This is a genomic window from Ensifer sp. 1H6 (genome assembly GCF_001976035.1).
In the GTDB taxonomy this organism is placed as follows: domain Bacteria; phylum Pseudomonadota; class Alphaproteobacteria; order Rhizobiales; family Rhizobiaceae; genus Ensifer; species Ensifer canadensis.
The window spans coordinates 246,189-266,260 of the sequence record NZ_MOAI01000004.1; the positions used below are offsets into that span (position 1 = coordinate 246,189).

The 20,072-nt window shown below is 63.2% G+C and carries 16 protein-coding genes and 1 pseudogene; 8 read left to right on the forward strand and 9 right to left on the reverse strand.

All coding sequences use genetic code 11. The features are described 5' to 3' along the window. The first annotated feature begins 325 nt into the window (after positions 1-325). The 5 genes from glgC (at position 326) to BKP54_RS07125 (ending at position 7,271) form a co-directional block, all read left to right on the forward strand. Positions 326-1,588 (forward strand): glucose-1-phosphate adenylyltransferase, encoded by a 1,263-nt coding sequence (glgC, locus tag BKP54_RS07105; protein ID WP_025424848.1) that lies wholly within the window; start codon positions 326-328, stop codon positions 1,586-1,588. An 11-nt stretch (positions 1,589-1,599) separates the two neighbouring features. After that, a complete protein-coding gene (glgA, locus tag BKP54_RS07110; protein ID WP_025424849.1) occupies positions 1,600-3,042 on the forward strand; it encodes a glycogen synthase GlgA in 1,443 nt (480 codons plus the stop codon). Positions 3,043-3,048: 6 nt separating this feature from the next. Further along, on the forward strand, positions 3,049-4,677 hold the full coding sequence (locus BKP54_RS07115; RefSeq protein WP_025424850.1) for an alpha-D-glucose phosphate-specific phosphoglucomutase: 1,629 nt from the start codon (positions 3,049-3,051) through the stop codon (positions 4,675-4,677). 65 nt (positions 4,678-4,742) lie between these two features. Further along, positions 4,743-6,707, forward strand: a complete 1,965-nt coding sequence (glgX, locus tag BKP54_RS07120; protein ID WP_025424851.1) for a glycogen debranching protein GlgX — start codon at positions 4,743-4,745, stop codon at positions 6,705-6,707. 75 nt (positions 6,708-6,782) lie between these two features. Then, a complete protein-coding gene (locus BKP54_RS07125; protein WP_025424852.1) occupies positions 6,783-7,271 on the forward strand; it encodes a MaoC family dehydratase in 489 nt (162 codons plus the stop codon). Positions 7,272-7,317: 46 nt separating this feature from the next. On the opposite strand, the gene BKP54_RS07130 is transcribed toward BKP54_RS07125, so the two are convergent. The 5 genes from BKP54_RS07130 to BKP54_RS07150 form a co-directional block, all read right to left on the reverse strand. Next, a complete protein-coding gene (locus tag BKP54_RS07130) occupies positions 7,318-8,469 on the reverse strand; it encodes a zinc-dependent alcohol dehydrogenase family protein (protein WP_051509185.1) in 1,152 nt (383 codons plus the stop codon). A gap of 200 nt (positions 8,470-8,669) precedes the next feature. Beyond that, a complete protein-coding gene (locus BKP54_RS07135) occupies positions 8,670-9,221 on the reverse strand; it encodes a sarcosine oxidase subunit gamma (protein ID WP_025424854.1) in 552 nt (183 codons plus the stop codon). After that, on the reverse strand, positions 9,214-12,207 hold the full coding sequence (locus tag BKP54_RS07140) for a sarcosine oxidase subunit alpha (RefSeq protein WP_025424855.1): 2,994 nt from the start codon (positions 12,205-12,207) through the stop codon (positions 9,214-9,216). The genes BKP54_RS07135 and BKP54_RS07140 overlap by 8 nt, the downstream gene beginning before the upstream one ends. Continuing rightward, positions 12,204-12,524, reverse strand: coding sequence for a sarcosine oxidase subunit delta (locus tag BKP54_RS07145; RefSeq protein WP_025424856.1), 321 nt, complete (start codon positions 12,522-12,524; stop codon positions 12,204-12,206). Before BKP54_RS07145 ends, BKP54_RS07140 begins: the two co-directional genes overlap by 4 nt. Before the next feature lie 17 nt (positions 12,525-12,541). Further along, the gene (locus BKP54_RS07150) at positions 12,542-13,795 is read right to left on the reverse strand and encodes a sarcosine oxidase subunit beta family protein (RefSeq protein WP_025424857.1); all 1,254 of its coding nucleotides are present in this window, start codon (positions 13,793-13,795) and stop codon (positions 12,542-12,544) included. Positions 13,796-14,132: 337 nt separating this feature from the next. Between BKP54_RS07150 and rpsU the strand changes: the two genes are divergently transcribed. The 3 genes from rpsU (at position 14,133) to BKP54_RS07165 (ending at position 16,228) form a co-directional block, all read left to right on the forward strand. Further along, a complete protein-coding gene (rpsU, locus tag BKP54_RS07155) occupies positions 14,133-14,345 on the forward strand; it encodes a 30S ribosomal protein S21 (protein WP_025424858.1) in 213 nt (70 codons plus the stop codon). Positions 14,346-14,608: 263 nt separating this feature from the next. Continuing rightward, positions 14,609-15,493 carry a tetratricopeptide repeat protein gene (locus BKP54_RS07160; protein WP_038575705.1) on the forward strand — a complete coding sequence of 295 codons (885 nt, stop codon included), beginning with the start codon at positions 14,609-14,611 and terminating at the stop codon, positions 15,491-15,493. 258 nt (positions 15,494-15,751) lie between these two features. After that, positions 15,752-16,228 carry a DUF992 domain-containing protein gene (locus BKP54_RS07165; protein ID WP_025424859.1) on the forward strand — a complete coding sequence of 159 codons (477 nt, stop codon included), beginning with the start codon at positions 15,752-15,754 and terminating at the stop codon, positions 16,226-16,228. 153 nt (positions 16,229-16,381) lie between these two features. Here the strand turns inward: BKP54_RS07165 and BKP54_RS07170 are convergent, their stop codons facing one another. The 4 genes and pseudogenes from BKP54_RS07170 to BKP54_RS07185 form a co-directional block, all read right to left on the reverse strand. Beyond that, complete coding sequence (locus BKP54_RS07170) at positions 16,382-17,782, reverse strand: NAD(P)(+) transhydrogenase (Re/Si-specific) subunit beta (RefSeq protein WP_025424860.1); 1,401 nt, start codon at positions 17,780-17,782, stop codon at positions 16,382-16,384. After that, on the reverse strand, positions 17,772-18,212 hold the full coding sequence (locus BKP54_RS07175; RefSeq protein ID WP_084814322.1) for an NAD(P) transhydrogenase subunit alpha: 441 nt from the start codon (positions 18,210-18,212) through the stop codon (positions 17,772-17,774). The genes BKP54_RS07170 and BKP54_RS07175 overlap by 11 nt, the downstream gene beginning before the upstream one ends. Next, a pseudogene (locus BKP54_RS07180) lies at positions 18,212-19,359 on the reverse strand (Re/Si-specific NAD(P)(+) transhydrogenase subunit alpha). Before BKP54_RS07180 ends, BKP54_RS07175 begins: the two are co-directional and overlap by 1 nt. 341 nt (positions 19,360-19,700) lie before the next feature. Beyond that, the gene (locus BKP54_RS07185) at positions 19,701-19,925 is read right to left on the reverse strand and encodes an aa3-type cytochrome c oxidase subunit IV (protein ID WP_025424863.1); all 225 of its coding nucleotides are present in this window, start codon (positions 19,923-19,925) and stop codon (positions 19,701-19,703) included. Between the last annotated feature and the right edge of the window lie 147 nt (positions 19,926-20,072).

Sequence of the window (20,072 nt, forward strand, 5' to 3'; positions counted from 1 at the left end):
TTTCCAGGAAGTGCGAAGCGGTTTTCCGTCAGGAAATGCGCAAAAACAAAGGGATAGAGCGTTTCTTCGACTTGGTTCAAATCGGAAATGCTGCTGCATGTTTCCTTAAATCCTATTCGATTTAAGGATAAAAACATGCAGCAATTCAAAGTGCTACAGCGACCTTTGCGCGTCTAAGTCTAATAAGACGCGCGGCGCTGCAGAGTGTTCCAGCCCGACGGGGTGAACCGGACGGCGGGAGTGCAAGAAGAAATTTCGAGGGCCGCAAGGCGTCGCCAAAGGTCGCCGTGACGATCCCGAAGAACAATGATTTTGGGGAGGACAAATGGTGGAAAAGCGTACGCAACCCTTGGCCCGTGATGCCATGGCCTATGTTCTCGCTGGCGGCCGCGGCAGCCGCCTGAAGGAATTGACCGACCGACGGGCAAAGCCGGCCGTCTATTTCGGCGGCAAGGCCCGCATCATCGACTTCGCACTCTCGAACGCCCTCAACTCCGGCATCCGTCGCATCGGCGTCGCCACGCAGTACAAGGCCCATTCGCTGATCCGCCACCTGCAGCGCGGCTGGAACTTCTTCCGCCCCGAGCGAAACGAAAGTTTCGATATCCTGCCGGCAAGCCAGCGCGTTTCCGAAACGCAGTGGTACGAAGGCACCGCCGACGCGGTCTACCAGAACATCGACATCATCGAGGATCACGGCGTCGAATACATGGTCATCCTGGCGGGCGACCACATCTACAAGATGGACTACGAACTGATGCTGCAGCAGCACGTCGATTCCGGCGCCGACGTCACCATCGGCTGCCTCGAAGTGCCGCGCATGGAAGCGACCGGCTTCGGTGTGATGCATGTCGACGACAAGGATCGCATTATCGCCTTTGTCGAGAAGCCGGCCGATCCGCCGGGCATTCCCGGCAATCCCGAGATGGCGCTCGCCTCGATGGGCATCTACGTGTTCCACACCAAGTTCCTGATGGATCTGTTGCGCCGCGACGCGGCCGATCCGAAGTCGAGCCGCGACTTCGGCAAGGACATCATCCCGTATATCGTCGACAACGGTAAGGCGGTCGCCCACCGCTTCAACCAGTCCTGTGTGCGCTCGGACTTCGAACGCGAAGCCTACTGGCGCGACGTCGGCACGATCGATGCCTATTGGCAGGCCAATATCGACCTGACGCATGTAACGCCCGAACTCGACATCTACGACAGCACCTGGCCGATCTGGACCTTCGCCGAGATCAAGCCGCCGGCAAAGTTCGTGCATGACGACGAGAACCGCCGCGGCTCCGCGACCTCGTCGCTGGTGTCGGGCGACTGCATCATCTCGGGCGCTGCCCTCAATCGCAGCCTGCTTTTCACCGGCGTCAGAGTAAATTCATATTCGCGACTGGAAAATGCCGTCATACTGCCCGATGTGAAGATCGGTCGCCGCGCGCTGCTCAGCAACGTGGTGATCGACAGCCGCGTGGTCATTCCGGAGGGCCTCGTCGTCGGTGAAGACCCGGAACTGGATGCGAAGCGCTTCCGCCGTTCGGAAAACGGCGTTTGCCTGATCACCCAGACAATGATCGACAAACTGGGAATGTAGGTCCGCCGCTGATGAACATCCTCTCCGTTGCGTCCGAAGTGTATCCGCTGGTCAAGACCGGGGGGCTCGCCGATGTCGTCGGCGCCCTGCCGGCCGCACTGTCGCCGCACGGCATCCGCACCCGCACCCTGGTGCCCGGCTATCCCGCGGTGCTGCAGAAACTGAAGAAGAAAAAGAAGGTCGGCAGTTTTGCCAATCTGTTCGGCAGCCCGGCCTCGGTTCTCGCGGCCGATCTTGACGGCCTCGACCTGCTGGTGCTCGATCTGCCTGCCCTCTACGAGCGCGACGGCGGCCCCTATGTCGACGCCACCGGCCGCGATTATGTCGACAACTTTCGCCGCTTCGCCGCCCTGTCGCTGGCTGCGGCCGAAATCGCCGCCGGCGATGTCGTGTCCGGCTGGAAGCCCGATATCGTCCATGTGCACGACTGGCAGACGGCACTGACGCCGGTCTATATGCGCTTTGGCCGCGCCGCCTCGACGCCGACAGTGTTGACGATCCACAACATCGCCTTCCAGGGGCAATTTGGGCCGGAAATCTTCGCCGAGTTGGCACTTCCGCCCGAAGCCTTCTCGACGCAGTTCGTCGAATATTACGGCGATGTCGGCTTCCTCAAAGGTGGCCTGCAGACCGCAAATGCGATCACCACCGTCAGCCCATCCTATGCGCAGGAGATCCTGACTCCGGACTTCGGCATGGGTTTTGAAGGCCTGCTCAAGAGCAGGGTTTCCGACCTCTCCGGCATCGTCAACGGCATCGACGCCGACGTCTGGGATCCGGCCAGCGACCCCTTTATCGCCCAGCATTTCAGCGCGACGACATTGAAGCAGCGCGCCGCCAACCGCCGGGCGCTGGAGGAACGCTTCGGGCTCGAACAGGGTAACGGCCCGATCTTCTGCGTCATCAGCCGGCTGACCTGGCAAAAGGGTATGGACCTTCTCGCCGAAGTCACCGACGAGATCGTCGCGATGGGCGGCAAGCTCATCGTTCTCGGCTCCGGTGACACGGCGCTCGAAGGCGCGCTTCTCGCCGCCGCCTCGCGCCATCGCGGCCATGTCGGCATGGTTACCGGCTATAACGAACCGCTGTCGCACCTGATGCAGGCGGGATCCGACGCAATCCTCATTCCGTCGCGCTTCGAGCCCTGCGGGCTGACCCAACTCTACGGCCTGCGCTACGGTTGCGTGCCGGTGGTTGCCCGTACCGGCGGCCTCGCCGACACCATCATCGACGCGAACGAAGCCGGGTTGTCAGCCAAGGTGGCGACCGGATTCCAGTTCACGCCGGTCACCGCCGACGGGTTGCGTCTTGCGATCCGGCGCGTCTTCCGTGCATACAACGAACCGAAAGTCTGGGCGCGTCTGCAGACCCAGGGCATGAAATCGGACGTTTCCTGGGCCAGAAGTGCCGAGCGTTACGTCTCACTATATTCCGGTCTTCTCGGGAAAGGCTAAGTCAGAATGATAAGAACAGTCACCACCACACCCTATGGCGATCAGAAACCCGGCACGTCGGGCCTGCGCAAGAAGGTTCCGGTGTTCCAGCAGAAGAACTATGCCGAGAACTTCATCCAGTCGATCTTCGACGCGCTCGAAGGCTTTGCCGGTCAGACCCTGGTGATCGGCGGCGACGGCCGCTTCTACAACCGCGAAGTCATTCAGATCGCCATCAAGATGGCGGCCGCCAACGGCTTCGGCCGCGTACTCGTCGGCCGCGGCGGCATTCTGTCGACGCCGGCCGCCTCCAACGTCATCCGCAAATACGAAGCCTTCGGCGGCATCGTGCTCTCCGCCAGCCACAACCCCGGCGGCCCGACCGAAGACTTCGGCATCAAGTACAATATCGGCAATGGCGGTCCGGCACCGGAGAAGGTCACCGACGCGATCTATGCCTGCAGCCAGGTGATCGACACCTACAAGATCTCGGATGTCGCCGACGTCAACCTCGATGCCGAGAGCTCGCAGGAGATCGACGGCATGACTGTGACCGTCATCGACCCGGTGGCCGACTACGCCGCGCTGATGGAAAGCCTGTTCGACTTCGGCGCTATCCGCAAGCTGATCTCGGGCGGCTTCCGCGTCGTCTTCGATGCAATGAGCGCGGTCACCGGGCCTTACGCCAAGGAGATCATCGAGAAGCGTCTGGGCGCGCCGAAGGGCTCGGTCATGAACTTCATTCCGCTGCCGGACTTCGGCGGCCATCACCCGGACCCGAACCTCGTACACGCCCGCGCGCTCTACGAGACAATGATGGCGCCCAACGCCCCCGATTTCGGCGCAGCCTCCGACGGCGACGGCGACCGCAACCTCGTCATCGGCCGCGGCATCTTCATCACCCCGTCCGACAGTCTGGCGATGCTGGCCGCCAACGCCCATCTGGCGCCGGGCTATGCCAAGGGACTTGCCGGTATCGCCCGTTCGATGCCGACAAGCGGCGCCGCCGACCGTGTCGCCGAAAAACTCGGCATCGGCCTCTACGAAACGCCGACCGGCTGGAAGTTCTTCGGCAACCTTCTCGATGAAGGCATGGCAACGATCTGCGGCGAGGAAAGTGCCGGCACCGGCTCCAACCACGTCCGCGAAAAAGACGGCCTCTGGGCGGTCCTCCTGTGGCTCAACATCCTTGCCGTGCGCAAGGAAAGCGCGCTCGACATCGCCCGCAAGCACTGGGCGACCTACGGCCGCAACTACTACTCGCGCCACGACTACGAAGAAGTGGACAGCGATGCCGCCAACGGCCTAGTGGCAGCGCTCCGCGACCAGCTCGCGACCCTGCCCGGGAAATCCTTCGGCGCGCTCAAGGTCGCGACATCAGACGACTTTTCCTATCACGATCCGGTCGACCATTCCGTCAGCAAGAACCAGGGTATCCGCATCCTGTTCGAGGGCGGATCGCGCGTCGTCTTCCGCCTGTCGGGCACCGGCACATCAGGCGCAACGCTGCGTGTCTACATCGAGCGTTTCGAGCCGAATCCGGCCCGCCATGATATCGACACCCAGGAGGCGCTCGCCGACCTGATCCTCGTTGCCGATGAGATCGCCGGCATCAAGACCCGCACCGGCCGCACCGAGCCGAGCGTGATCACCTGACGGAGCGCCCATCAGGGGCGCGCAAGAGACTGATATAGCAAGAAAACCCGAGGGGTGACTGATTAATGCCGACCGATGCATTGTTACCCCTCGGCGCCACGCTTACCCCTGACGGTACACGGTTTGCCGTCTGGTCGCGCAATGCTGCGTGCATCGACCTCTGCCTGTTCGACAAGGCGGGCGCCAAGGCATTGCGTCAGCTGCCGATGTTGCGCGACGGCGATGTGCATAGCCTGATGGTTGCCGATGCGCCGAAGGGAACCCGCTACGGTTTTCGCGCTGATGGGGTCTATTCGCCCGACCACGGCCTCTGGTTCGATCCAGCGAAGCTGCTCGTCGACCCCTACGCCATCGAACTCGACCGGCCTTTCCGGCACGATCCGAGGCTCACCATCTTCGGCGAGGACACCGCCGATCTGGTGCCTAAGGCAATCGTCAGGGACGTCAAGACAGCCAAGCCGAAGCCGCCGATCTTCAGGGCGGGCGGGTTGATCTACGAGATCGCCGTCAAACCCTTCACAGCGCTGCATCAAGGCATTCCCGAGGCGAAACGCGGCACTGTCGCAGCGCTCGCCGAGCCCGTCATCATCGACCATTTGAAGCGGCTCGGCGTTTCCGCCGTCGAACTGATGCCGATCGTCGCCTGGATCGACGAACGTCACCTGCCGCTACTGGGGCTCAGCAATGGCTGGGGCTACAATCCGATCGCGCCGATGGCGCTCGATCCACGGCTGGTGCCGGGCGGGTTGAAGGAACTTCGCCAGACTGTCGAGGCACTGCGCAAGGCCGGCATCGGCGTCATCCTCGATCTGGTCTTCAACCATTCCGGGGAAAGCGATCGGCTCGGCACGACGCTGTCGATGCGAGGGCTCGACAACCTCGCCTATTATCGCCACGTCACCGACAGGCCGGGCGATCTCATCAACGACACCGGCTGCGGCAACACGATCGCCTGCGACCACCCTGTCGTCCAGGCGCTGATCCTCGACAGCCTGCGCCACTTCGTGCTGGCCGCCGGCGTCGATGGCTTCCGTTTCGATCTCGCCTCTGTCCTCGGCCGCGACATGACCGGTTTCCATCGGAACGCTCCCCTGTTTGAGGCAATCCAAGCCGATCCGGTGCTTGCCGACCGCGTGCTGATCGCCGAGCCCTGGGATGTCGGCCCCGGCGGTTACCAGCTCGGCAATTTTCCCGCTCCGTTTCTGGAATGGAACGACCGGGCGCGCGACGACGTCAGGCTCTACTGGCGCGGCGACCGGCACGTGATCGGTGCGCTTGCGACAGCGCTTGCGGGCTCTTCGGATACGTTTTCCCGCTGGGGCGACACCGGCACCCGAACGGTCAACTTCATCGCCGCCCATGACGGTTTTGCGCTTGCCGACATCGTTGCCTATGCCGGCAAGCATAACGAGGCCAACGGCGAAGAGAACCGTGACGGCCACAACGAGAACCATTCCTGGAACAACGGCGCCGAGGGCGCGACAACCGACCCCGAGATCACGGTTGCGCGCCGGCATGACGTGGCGGCGCTTCTCGGCACCCTGTTTGCGTCCCGCGGCACGATCATGCTGACCGCCGGCGACGAAGGCGGACGCAGCCAACGTGGCAACAACAATGCCTATTGCCAGGACAACGCCATCACCTGGATCGACTGGAGCGCGATGGATGAGACGCTGGTCGCCCATACGGCAGCGCTTTCGTCGCTGAGGAAGCGCTTCGGTGTGTTCGGCGAGACGACATTCTTTACCGGCAAGGACGATGTCGAATGGCTGCGCCTCGATGGTCGCCCGATGGCGGTGACCGATTGGGAGCACCCGGCAACGGACAACCTGACGATGGTGCTTGCCACACGCGACGGCAAGAAGACGCGATCGACGCGGCTTGCCGTCGTCGTCAATCGCAGCCACGCGCCGCACCCGATCCATCTGCCCGAAAGCCTCGACGGCCAGTGGCAAGATGCGCTTTCTGCAGAACTCCCACCCACCTTTGTCCCTCCTCGCTCCGTTTCCTTCTTCGTCGAAAATTTCTGAACTATTCCCACCACTTGCTAGAACTCACCCGACCGTCCTATAGATTCGTTGGGGGGCCACTTTCAGGACAGCCATATGCTGAAGGATATTTCACTTTCCGAAATCAGACCGCTGGTCGGCACCGAGATCGGCGTCTCCGACTGGATCACGGTCACGCAGGACACGATCGACAAGTTCGCCGAGGCAACCGGCGATTATCAGTATATCCATGTCGACCCGGTGCGCGCCGCCGCCGAGACGCCGTTCGGCGGCACGATCGCCCACGGCTTCCTGTCGCTGTCGCTGTTGTCGGCGATGAATTACAGCTGCCTGCCCAAAATCCGCGAACAGACGATGGGCATCAACTACGGCTTCGAGAAGGTGCGCTTCATCGCACCGGTGAAGAGCGGCACCCGCGTGCGCGGGCACTTCACCATCGCAGACGCGCGCTTCCGTGGCAGCAGCATGTTGATGATCACCTATGAGGTCACGGTCGAAATCGAGGGTGAACGCAAACCGGCACTGACGGCCACCTGGCAGACGATCATCCAGTTCGATCCGAAGGACCGCCCTGCCGATGCCTAAATCCTGCGATGGCAGCCCAAGCTCACCCTCTACGGCGCGGCTCTGATCAAAACGCAATCACGTGCCGGATGACCTTGCCCTGGTCGAGCAGGTCGAAGGCCTCGTTGATCTCCTCGAGCGGACCGGTGCTCGATAGCAGCCTGTCGACCGGCAGCTTGCCACGCCGATAAAGCCCGATGAAGCGCGGAATATCGCGGCTCGGCACGCAGCTTCCCATGTAGCTGCCGCGAAGCGTGCGTTCTTCGGCGACCAGGCTGACGGCTGGGATGGCAATCTGGCTTGAGGGATGGGCAAGGCCGGCCGACGCGGTCGCTCCGCCGCGGCGGGTGATGCGATAGGCAAGCTCGAACGCCTTGACCGAACCGGCCGCCTCCAGCGCATGATCGACACCGCCTGACGTCGCCTCGCGGATCGCATCCCCCACATCCGGATCGGTGGCGACAAAAGTGTCGGTCGCGCCAAGCGAGCGTGCCAGCGCCAGCTTGTCCTTTGAGAGATCGATCGCGACGACCCGCTCCGCGCCCGACGCGACCGCTCCGAGCACCGCGGCAAGCCCGACGCCACCGAGACCGACGACGGCGGCCGACTGGCCCGCCTGGACGCGGCAGGTATTGACGATCGCACCGACGCCGGTCAGCACCGCGCAGCCGAAGAGTGCCGCCTCGACCAGCGGCAGGTCCGCCTCGATCTTCACTGCCGAATGGCGCGAGACGACCGCATAGTCGGCAAAGCCGGAAACGCCGAGGTGATGATGGACTGGAACAGCGTCGCAACGAATCCGGCGCTCGCCGGAAAGCAGCGTTCCCCTGCCATTCGCCTCGGCACCTGGAATGCAGAGCGCCGGACGCCCTTCCGCACAAGGCTGGCAGTCGCCGCAGCTCGGCATGAAGCTCATCACCACCCGATCGCCGGGCTTGAGATCGCGCACTGCGCTGCCGACGGCCTCCACCGTGCCTGCCGCCTCATGCCCGAGCGCCATCGGCACGGGCCGTGGCCTGTCGCCGTTGATCACCGAAAGATCGGAGTGGCAGAGACCGGCAGCGCCGATGCGAACCAGCAGTTCGTCGGGTCCCGGTGTGTCGAGGTCGACGGTCTCGATCGAGAGCGGTCGCGACCTGGCATAGGGCCGCTCGACCGGTGCGTGCCTGAGCACTGCTGCCCTGCTGCCCGTGTCTTCAAGATGTCCTCCCGCTTGCAAACGGGGGCAGCTTAGCCGCCGGAGAAGGCCGGCGGCAAGGTCGGATTGCGGACCCGGCCACAGGGCGTTGCGCATCCCGAAGATCGCGCAGCAATTTGCCGGCCCGAGAGCGTTTCCAGCTTAACGCCTGAAAACGCTATATTTCTTTGTTGTACGCATTTCCTGACGAAAGAGCGCTTCGCAGTTTTCCTGGAAAAGCTTTAGTGGCCAGCGTCCGCCGCTCCTTCGGACAGCATGCCGAAGACATAGGGGGAAAACGACCGCCAGCATTCGACGCGGAACGTGTCCTCGGCGAGGCGCAGCAATACGATCTCGACCTTTCCGAGGATGGTGCGCGAGCAGGCGCCTACCGGGAAGATCGGCAGCGACAGGTCCTGCGGGCAGCCGCTGTTGATCGCGACTTCGGCGCCCGGACCGCTGACGATGACGGCGACGTTGCGATGGGAGACATCGACCGCCGAGTGCAGCGTGCCGCTCGATGCGGCCGCGGCCATCAGGTCACCTTCGCTCTCGTCGATCACCAGCCACTCGTCCGGCCCGAGCCAGAGCGCATGGCGTTTGCCGCTCAAAGCCGAGGTCTTCGGCCGTGCCGGCAAGGTCACGCCGAGTGCCGCCGAAAGACCGGAGAGCGCATCGGCACCGGCGCGCAGCGACAGGCGCGAAGCGGCGGGTGCCGGCGTCAGGACCACCTCGGCGAAACCGCCGCGGGCAGTAAGAGCAGCCTTGCGGGTTGCAGTTGCCAGATCAGCCATGGAGGCGACCCCCTTCCTTGTCAAAGAACACCATGTCGCTCACCTCGACGGCGATCGTCCTGTCGGCCATCGGCACGTACAGCGTCTGACCGAGGCGTGCGCGGCCACCAGCAACGACGGCGAGCGCGATCGAACGGCCGCAATTTTCCGACCAGTAGGACGACGTCACATGGCCAAGCATCGTCATCGGCTTCGGCTGGTTCGGATCGGCGACGATCTGTGCGCCCTCCTCCAGCACCACCTTCGGATCCTTGGTCAGGAGCCCGACCAGCTGCTTACGACCATCCTTGACGAGGTCAGGGCGCTTGAGACCGCGGATGCCGACAAAATCGGCCTTCTTCTTCGAGACTGCCCAGGACAGGGCAGCATCGTCGGGCGTCAGCGTCCCGTCGGTATCCTGGCCGACGATGATGTAGCCTTTCTCGGCGCGCAGCACGTGCATGGTCTCGGTTCCGTAGGCGCAGGCGCCCATGGGTTCGGCCCGCTCCCAGATCGCTTCCCAGACCGCCTGGCCATAATCGGCCGGCACGTTGACTTCGAAGCCGAGCTCGCCGGTAAACGACATGCGGAACAGCCGGGTCGGCACGCCGCAGATCTTGCCCTCGGTCACGCTCATATGCGGGAAAGCCTCGTTGGAAAGATCGATGCCTTCGACGAGCGGAGCGATGATCTCGCGCGCCTTCGGACCCTGCACGGCGATAACGGCCCATTGTTCCGTCGTCGACGTCAGCCAGACCTTCAAGTGCGGGAACTCCGTCTGCAGGTAGTCTTCCATATGGTGCATCACCCGCGGCGCACCGCCGGTGGTGGTCGTCACGTGGAAGCGGTCCTCGGCAAGCCTGCCGACCACGCCGTCGTCATAAACGAAGCCGTCGTCGCGCAGCATGATGCCGTAGCGGCAGCGGCCGGGCTTCAGCGTGTCCCAGGCGTTGGTGTACATCAGGTTGAGGAACTGGGCCGCATCCGGGCCGACCACCTCGATCTTGCCGAGCGTCGAGGCGTCGAACAGGCCGGCGACCTCGCGTACTGTCTTGCATTCGCGCGCGACCGCCTCATGCATGCTCTCGCCCGCCTTCGGGTAGAACCAGGCACGTTTCCAGTTGCCGACATCCTCGAACTCGGCGCCATGCGCCTCTTCCCAGGCATGAACAGGCGTCTTGCGGGCAGGATCGAACAGGCTTCCACGCGAATGGTTGACGATCGTGCCGAAGGTTACCGGCGTGTAGGGCTGGCGGAAGGTCGTCAGACCCACCTGCGGAATGTCCTTGCCAAGCGCTTCGGCGGCAATGGCAAGGCCATGCATGTTGGACAGCTTGCCCTGGTCTGACGCCATGCCGTTGGTGGTGAAGCGCTTGATATGCTCGATCGAATGCATGCCTTCGCGCACCGCAAGCCGGATATCCTTGGCGCAGACATCATGCTGGAAGTCGATGAAGGCCTTGACGGTGGTGTCGGGTCCGGCCCCTTCGGCAGCGCCGATCATGCCGCCGGTCCAGCTGAAGGCATTGTCGCCGTGGAGCGTCACCTGGGCGCCACCTTCGGCGCCTGCCGCGCGTGCGGTCAGTTCGCCGGCTGCCAACGCCTCGTCGATCGTTGCCTGCAGGTCGTCGGTGCCGTTGCAGGCGCCGATCGACAGGCAATCCTGCAGATAGGTGCCCGGCAGGAAGCGCTGCGTTGCCGCATCGAACTTCACCTTGCCGCGTGACTGCGAGAACAGGTGCACCGACGGCGTCCAGCCGGATGAAACCAGCAGCGCATCGACCGCGATCTTGCGCGCCGACCCGCCGCCATTGCGGGCAACGCTGATCGAGGAGACGCGCAGCTTGCCGCCGGCATTGACGACGAAGTGGCCGGTCAGCACCTCGATACCGAGGCGACGGGCTTCCGCAAGCACCGCTTCGCCGGGATTGTCGCGGCAGTCGACGATGGCAGGAACGGCAACGCCGGCGCGCTTGAGATCGAAGGCCGCCTCATAGGCGGAATCATGCGCGGTGTAGACGCCGACCTTGGAGCCGACGGCAACGCCGTAATGGTTGAGATAGGTACGTCCGGCCGAAGCGAGCATGATGCCCGGGCGGTCGTTGTTGGCAAACACCATGTGGCGTTCGATCGAGCCGTTGGCGAGGATCACCTTCTTCGCCCGCACCTGCCAGAGGCGCTCGCGCGGCAATGCCTTGTCGAGCACGGACAGATGGTCCGTCACCCTTTCGACGAGGCCGACGAAATTGTGGTTGTAGTAGCCAAAGCCGGTGGTGCGCGTGAGCACCGTGACGTTGTCCATCGCGGCAAGCGCCCTGGCTGTCGCCTGCGCCCAGTCCCAGCCGTCCTTGCCGTCGATCGTCGTGCCGCCTTCATAGCGCAGCGCGCCACCGACTTCCGGCTGCTCGTCGCAGACGATCACCTTGGCACCGGCCTTGGCTGCTGCAAGCGCTGCGGAGAGGCCGGCAGCACCGGCGCCGATCACCAGCACGTCGCAATGGGCATAGCGACTGGCATAATGGTCCGGGTCGGCTTCCGTCGGCGCGACGCCGAGACCGGCCGCACGGCGGATGAAGGGTTCGTAGATCGCGTGCCAGGCAGCCTTCGGCCACATGAAGGTCTTATAGTAGAAGCCGGCGGCAAAGAACGGCGACAGCAGGTCGTTGAACCCGCCGACGTCGAAGGCGAGCGACGGCCAGCGGTTCTGCGATTCCACCTTCATGCCATCGAAGACTTCCTGCACCGTCGCGCGCACGTTCGGCTGGCGGCGGGCCGCATCGCGCGAAATATCGAGCAGCGCGTTCGGCTCCTCGGCTCCGGCGGAAAGAATGCCGCGCGGACGGTGATACTTGAACGAGCGGCCGACGAGATGGATGCCGTTGGCAAGCAATGCCGAGGCGACGGTATCGCCTTCGAGCGCCGTCAGCGTGCGTCCGTCGAAGGTGAAGCGGGCGGTACGCGCCGGCGTCAGACGGCCGGCACCTGCAATACGGTTGGTGCCGCTCATCGTGCCGCTCCCTTGTCCTGCTCGCTGTTCAGAATGGCGGCAACATCGGGCTTTGGTTCGCCCGCCTTGTAGGTGGTGTAGAACCGGTCGCTGACCGTATCGCGCGCGGCATTGAAGAAGCGGCCGCAGCCGTGGATATGGCGCCAGCGTTCGAAGATCAGGCCCTTGGGGTTCTGCCGGAGGAAGAAGAATTCCTCGAACTCCTCGTCGCTGATCTCGGCAATGTTGGCAGGGCGGACGATGTGGGCGTCACCGGCATTGCGGAATTCGAGCTCGGAGCGCTCTTCTTCGCAATAGGGGCAATAGATCAAAAGCATCTCGAAATCCTTGGCAATCAGTGCGCAACGGCGGCAGCTGCCGCCTCGTCGATCAGTCGGCCGGTGCGGAAACGGTCGAGCGTCAGCCCGGCAGCCAGCCGATGCGGCTCGCCCCTCGCAATGAGGTGCGCAAAGAGGTTGGCCGAACCCGGCGTCGCCTTGAAGCCACCCGTACCCCAGCCGGCATTGAGGAACAGGCCCGGAACCGGGGTGACACCCTGGATCGGCGAACGGTCCTGTGTCACGTCGACGATGCCGCCCCACTGCCGCATCATCTTGACGCGGCGGAACATCGGGAAGAGTTCACAGATCGCATCCAGCGTATGGGTGATGATCTGCAGGCCGCCCGTCTGGGAGTAGGAATTGTACTGGTCGGTGCCGGCGCCGATGACGAGCTCGCCCTTGTCGGACTGCGAGATATAGGCATGCACCGAGTTCGACATGACGACGCAGGGGAACATCGGCTTCAGCGGCTCGGAGACCAGCGCCTGCAGCGGCTGGCTCTGCAGCGGCACGCGCACGTCGGCCATTTCCATCAGCACCGACGAGTGGCCGGCGGCAGAAACGCCGATCTTCTTGGCGCCGATGAAACCGCGACTGGTGTCGACGCCGGTCACCCGGCCGTTCTCGTCACGGCGGATGCCGGTCACTTCGCAATTCTGGATGATGTGCACGCCACGGTCGGACGCGCCGCGGGCATAGCCCCAGGCAACCGCGTCATGCCGAGCCGTACCGCCGCGACGCTGCAGCGCTGCGCCGTTGATCGGGTAGCGGGCGTTCTTGGCGATATCGAGCGGCGGGCAGTAGGCCTTGGCCTGTTCCGGCGTCAGCCACTCATTGTCGATGCCATAGAGGCGGTTGGCGTTGATATGGCGCTTGAACGACTGCTGGTCGTGGATGTTGTGCGAGAGCATCATGACGCCGCGCGGCGAATACATGACGTTGTAGTTGAGGTCCTGCGACAGGTTTTCCCAGAGCTTCAGCGAATGCTCGTAGATGTCCATGCTCTCTTCATAGAGATAGTTGGACCGGATGATCGTCGTGTTGCGGCCGGTGTTGCCGCCGCCGATCCAACCCTTTTCGAGCACCGCGACATTGGTGATGCCATGCTCCTTGGCAAGATAGTAGGCAGCGCCCAGCCCATGGCCACCACCGCCAATGATGATCACATCATAGTCCTTGCGGGGCTCGGGCGAGGCCCATTGCGGACCCCATCCCTTGTGGCCGCGCAAAGCCTCGCGCGCCACGGCAAAAACTGAATATTTGCGCATCCGCCTGTTACTCCATGAACCCCGGTGATCATTCTCGTTGGCGTTAGAAATCGCAAATCCGACGCCTGCGCAACGTTTCTTTTGCGACGCAAACGGGCGGACTTGCGCGGAGTTGCGACATCGCTGCATCACACCATCTGCGGCGCGATGATACACATAGCGTGGCGTCATTGCGGATTTTTCAGCACAGCCTCATGTCCTCGCTGGACTTTCCGCTGACGATCTGGTATCCGCACCTTCAATCGTCGAGCTTTCGGCTCAGCGAACGTAGCTTTTTTTGCCTCCGACACCTGACGTGAGGCAACAACTCGAAACAACCAAAGGAACGGGATTTCACGTGCAGGTACTTGTCCGCGATAACAATGTTGACCAGGCGCTCCGCGCTCTCAAGAAGAAGATGCAGCGCGAAGGCATTTTCCGCGAAATGAAGATGCGTGATTTCTACGAAAAGCCGTCCCAGAAGCGCGCCCGCGAAAAGGCTGAAGCCGTTCGCCGCGTTCGCAAGCTGGCGCGCAAGCGTGCACAGCGCGAAGGCCTCGTGGCCCGTTAATTTGTCGATTTTTCGACACTTTTCGATCTAAGTCGTGGCGGGGGCGAAATATCGCCGCCGCCTTTCTTTTGGTATGGACATCTTTTCCGTCGTCGGGCTAGCGTGACAATGCAGCCGGCAACGGTAGCCGGTCGCGGCGCTTGACGCCGGACGGTTTGCCGCAGGCCCTGGTAGCCTCGGCTGTGGGGCCCCGCGAAATTCGCCGGCCTCCTTGAACGGGAAGCCGTTGGCTTTCGGACCTAGTCGCATTGAGGGATCGACCTTTGACACTTGCTGCCATGACTGCGGACGTCGCCGGTTTCACCACCCAAGAGGCGCGCCGCCGCCACCAGCGCAAGCCGAAGCTTGCGGCCCTGTTCCTCCTCGGATCGGCTCTGCTTCTGTCGGCATGCCAGACCGAAGGGCCGGAATCGATGGCCAAGGTCGAGCGCGAACAGGGCTCCCAGGGAAATATCGCATCGCTGTCGAGCGTGATCGCCTCCAACCCGAGCGACCCCGAGGGCTATAACGTCCGCGGCTCCGCCTATGGCCGTGCAGGCGAATACCGCCGCGCCCTGGCCGATTTCGATCAGGCGATCCAGCTCAACCCGCGCTTCTACCAGGCATATGCCAACCGCGCGCTCGTTCACCGCAACATGGGCAACACCCAGGCCGCACTTGCCGACTACAACATGGCGCTGCAGCTGAACCCCAACTACGACGTCGCCTATATCGGCCGCGGCAATCTCTATCGCCAGGCCGGCCAGCTCGATTCCGCCTTCAACGATTTCAACAAGGCGATCCAGCTCGACACCACCGACCCGCGCGCCTACCACAATCGCGGCCTGATCTACCAGGCCCGCAACCAGCACGGCCAGGCGATCGAAGACTTCTCGACGGCGATCTCGCTGTCGCCGAGCTCGCCGGAGCCCTATAACGGCCGCGGCATCTCCTACGTCGCCCAGGGCGATGACGACAATGCCTTCTCCGACTTCAACACCGCGATCACGCTCGACGGCAAGGTTGCCGAATCCTGGGCAAACCAGGCGCTGGTCTACGAGCGCAAGGGCGACAAGGCCAAGGCAGCGAAGTCCTACTCGCACGCACTGCAGCTCGACCCGAAATACGAGCCGGCGCGCGCAGGTCTCGCCCGCGTGAAAGCCGCTTAGCCTCTTAGGAGAGAAAAGCACTTCTCCCGTTTCAACGCCCGCGACCGGTTCGCGGCCGTTTTCGTTTTTTCGTCACGTCGTTGCGCCGCGCGTCCGGCATGACGCGTAAAGGACGCCGTAACGCCCTGAACCTGCTGCGTAATTTTGTCCATAAATCGATGTCGATTTAAGGAATTAGCCATTTGCTCCTCCAATGACGAACGGAACCTTCCCGGCCACCATCCGTTTGCCCAGGAACGAAAAACGGAGACTGAGCCAATGATCAAGAAAACCTTCATCGCGACACTGGCCCTGGCAGCCCTTTGCGCCGGCCCGTCCGCAGCGCAGAATTATGTCGCGCTCGGCCGCCTTGTCTGCGGCTCCGACGGCGGCACGGGGCAGATTCTGACCTCGACAAAGAACCTGCTGTGCACCTTCAGGCCCGCCAACGGCGCGCCGGCCGCAAGCTATGCCGGCACCATTCGCAAGATCGGCATCGACATCGGCAAGACCGGCAAGAGCACGATGGTCTGGGATGTCCTGGCCAAGACAGGTACTCCGATCACCAAATACGCGCTTGCCGGTGAATATTACGGCATCGGCGCCGACGCGAGCCTTGCCGTTGGCGGCGGCGCCAAGGTGATCGGCGGCGGTACCAACAAGGCCTTCATGCTGCAGCCAGTTAACGTGCAGGTCCAGGAAGGACTGAACATCGCGATCGGCGTCGACGAACTGACGCTCGCCCCGGCTAGCTGATAAGGCGAGATGACGAAAAGTCGGCAAGACGACCTTCGCCGGCAGTTCGACGCATCAAACGAAAACGCCCGCCATGTGGCGGGCGTTTTCTTTTCCAACATTTGACCCAACGGATAGACGCCTTTGTGTCGCTCACCCGAATGGCAAGGAACCTCAGTGGTTCATGGCCTTGACGATGTCTTCCGTCACCTTCTTGGCGTCGCCGAGCAGCATCATGGTGCCGTCCTTGTAGAACAGCGTGTTGTCGATGCCGGCGTAACCGGAGCCGAGCGAGCGCTTGACGAACAGGCAGGTCTTGGCCTTGTCGACGTCGAGGATCGGCATGCCGTAGATCGGCGACGACGGGTCGTCGCGGGCTGCCGGGTTGGTCACGTCGTTGGCGCCGATGACATAGGCGACATCCGCCTGGGCGAATTCCGAGTTGATGTCTTCGAGCTCGAACACCTCGTCATAGGGCACGTTTGCTTCCGCGAGCAGCACGTTCATATGACCGGGCATGCGGCCGGCAACCGGATGGATGGCGTATTTCACGTCGACGCCCGCCGCCTTCAGCTGATCACCGAGTTCACGCAGCGCATGCTGCGCCTGGGCGACGGCCATGCCGTAGCCCGGGACGATGATCACCTTGGAGGCATTGGCCATCAGGAATGCCGCGTCGTCGGCCGCGCCCTGCTTGACGGTGCGCTGGACGCCATCGTCAACAGCGGCTGCCGCCGCCTCGCCGCCGAAGCCGCCGAGGATGACCGAGATGAACGAGCGGTTCATGCCCTTGCACATGATATAGGACAGGATCGCACCCGACGAGCCGACGAGCGCGCCGGTGATGATCAGCGCCAGGTTGCCGAGCGTGAAGCCGATGCCGGCCGCGGCCCAACCCGAATAGGAGTTGAGCATCGAGACGACCACCGGCATGTCGGCGCCGCCGATCGGGATGATGATCAGCACGCCGAGCGCCAGCGACAGGGCGACGATCAGCCAGAACACGGTCGTGCTCTGGGTGAAGACCAGCATGATCACCAGGACGACGAGCGCGATCGCCAGGCCAGCGTTGACGAAGTGACGGCCGGTCAACAGGATCGGCTTGCCGGACATGCGTCCGTCGAGCTTGAGGAAGGCGATGACCGAACCGGTAAAGGTGACCGCGCCGATGGCGACACCGAGCGACATTTCGACCAGCGCCTGGGCGTGGATGTCACCGAGCGTGCCGATGCCGAAGCTCTCGGGCGCATACATCGCCGCGGCCGCGACCATCACCGCCGCCAGACCGACGAGCGAATGGAAGGCGGCGACAAGCTGCGGCATCGACGTCATGGCGATGCGGCGGGCGATGACCGCGCCGGCACCGCCGCCGATGGCAAGGCCGAGCACGATCAAGAGGAAGCCGCCGAAGGTGGGCTTGGCCAGCAGCAGCGTGGTGACGATGGCAATGCCCATGCCGACCATGCCGTAGGTGTTGCCCTTGCGGCTGGTGGCCGGGTGCGACAGGCCGCGGAGCGCCGTGATGAAGAGCACGCCCGAGACGAGATAGAGGAAGGCTGCGAAGTTAGCGTTCATCGGCCGGCCTCACTTGTCTTTTTTTCTTGTACATGGCGAGCATGCGCTGGGTGACCAGGAAGCCGCCAAAGATGTTGACCGAGGCGAGCACGAGCGCGATGAAACCGAAACCGGTCGCAAGCCCGGAGGCCGAGATGCCGACGGCGAGCAGTGCACCAACGACGATGACCGAAGAGATCGCGTTGGTGACCGCCATCAACGGCGTGTGCAGGGCCGGCGTCACCGACCAGACGACATAGTAGCCGACGAAAATCGACAGGACGAAGATCGCCAGTCGGAAGACGAACGGATCAATTGCGCCGCCGGTGGCGCCGTGCGCGAGCGCGCCGGCAGCTTCCGCGGCATCGGGAAGGTTCAGCGCTGCCTGCTGGACAGCGGCAACCGCCTTGTCGAGCGCATCGAGCGCTTTTTCCAATGCTTCGTTCGCCATCAAAGATCCCCCTTCTTCTTCGGCTCGAAATTCGCATTGACGATGGCGCCGCCATGGGTGAGCGCCGTCGCCTTGACGAGCTCGTCCTCCATGTTGAGCGCCAGCGCCTTCGTTTCCTTGGAGACCATGGTCTCGAGGAAGGTCACGAGGTTCTTGGCGTAGAGACCGGAAGCCGATGCGGCGATCCGACCGGGCACGTTGAGGTGGCCGATGACCTTGACGCCCTCGACATCGGCGACCCTGCCGGCCTCGGCGCCTTCGACGTTGCCGCCGCGCTCGACAGCGAGGTCGACCGCAATGGAACCAGGCTTCATCGCCTTCAACATTTCGCGCGTGACGAGGCGCGGCGCCGGCCGGCCCGGGATCAGCGCCGTGGTGATGACGATGTCCTGCTTGGCGATGTGCTCGGCGACGAGTGCCGCCTGTTTCGCCTGATACTCTTTGGACATTTCCTTGGCGTAGCCGCCGGCGGTTTCGGCCGCCTTGAATTCCTCGTCCTCGACGGCGATGAACTTGGCGCCGAGCGAGGCCACCTGCTCCTTGGCGGCGGGACGCACGTCGGTCGCCGAAACCATGGCGCCGAGACGGCGGGCCGTCGCGATTGCCTGCAAGCCGGCAACGCCGGCACCCATGACGAAGACCTTCGCCGCGGGAACCGTGCCGGCCGCCGTCATCATCATCGGCAGCGCCCGGTCATATTCGCAGGCCGCATCGATCACCGCCTGGTAGCCGGCAAGGTTTGCCTGGCTCGACAGCACGTCCATCGACTGCGCGCGGGTGATGCGCGGCATCAGCTCCATCGCAAAGGCGCTAAGGCCGGCCTTGGCCATTTCGGCGACCGCATCCTCGTTGCCGTAGGGATCCATGATGGCGATGACGATGGCGCCGGACTTATAGCCGGCGATTTCGGCGCTGTTCGGCCGGCGAACCCGAAGGACGACATCCGCCGTCTTCGCATCGGCAACAGCACCGATCCTGGCACCAGCCTTCTCATATTCTGTATCCGGAATACGCGACAGAAACCCGGCGCCGTCTCGACGACGACGTCGAAGCCCAGCCCTTTCAGTTTCTTCACGCTATCCGGCGATGCCGCAACGCGACCCTCGTTCGGATCCGTTTCCTTGGCAATAAAGACAATTTCGCTCACAAGTCCCCTCCCTGGCCGCAATCGAGCCAAGGCTGGAATGCGGGCATCCTGTCCGACTGCAAAGCGGCCGCTCATGCGAGCAGGCGCCCTCCCATGTGCAAAGCACACATTCCCCTGGAGACAGGCTCAGCCTGTCCTCCACTCTCCCCCTCACGCAGTGAGGATAAGCGCCGCGCGTTCTCCAACGAACGCTTCAAGGCGCTGCGAACTTTCATCAGCCGAAGCAAGACCATCGACGCTCCCGGTCGATGTCATGCGGCTTCAATCCGGACCTTGAGTCCGGCAGCCAAGGGCAAGCCTCCACCCGGCCTGTCCCTGGCAAGTCGTGTCAGTAGTGCCGATTAACGAAGGAAGAAGAAACCAGCGACGTTGATAAGGATGAACAGCACCAGCGAGCTGAAGAAGCCCATCGTGGTGAAGAAGGCGGCAGCCATGGCGATCAGCAGAGCCACGCAGAACAGCGTGAGGTATTTCGTTGCACTGAGGAAGAAATTGTAGGTCTTCTCGTGTTCCGCATAATCCATCGGAGCGCCCATTTCGACCGGTCCAGAATGATGCTCAGCCATCGTCCAATTCTCCCAGAATGCTGCGGCCCGACCCTTGGCCCTCGCCGCCCTTCAACCTTGATCCACGAAACGGCTTTGGCGGAAAACCGCACGGAAGCCCTTTAGCTGCCCATACACAATGCCAGGCCCGGGCGCAACGAAAACCCG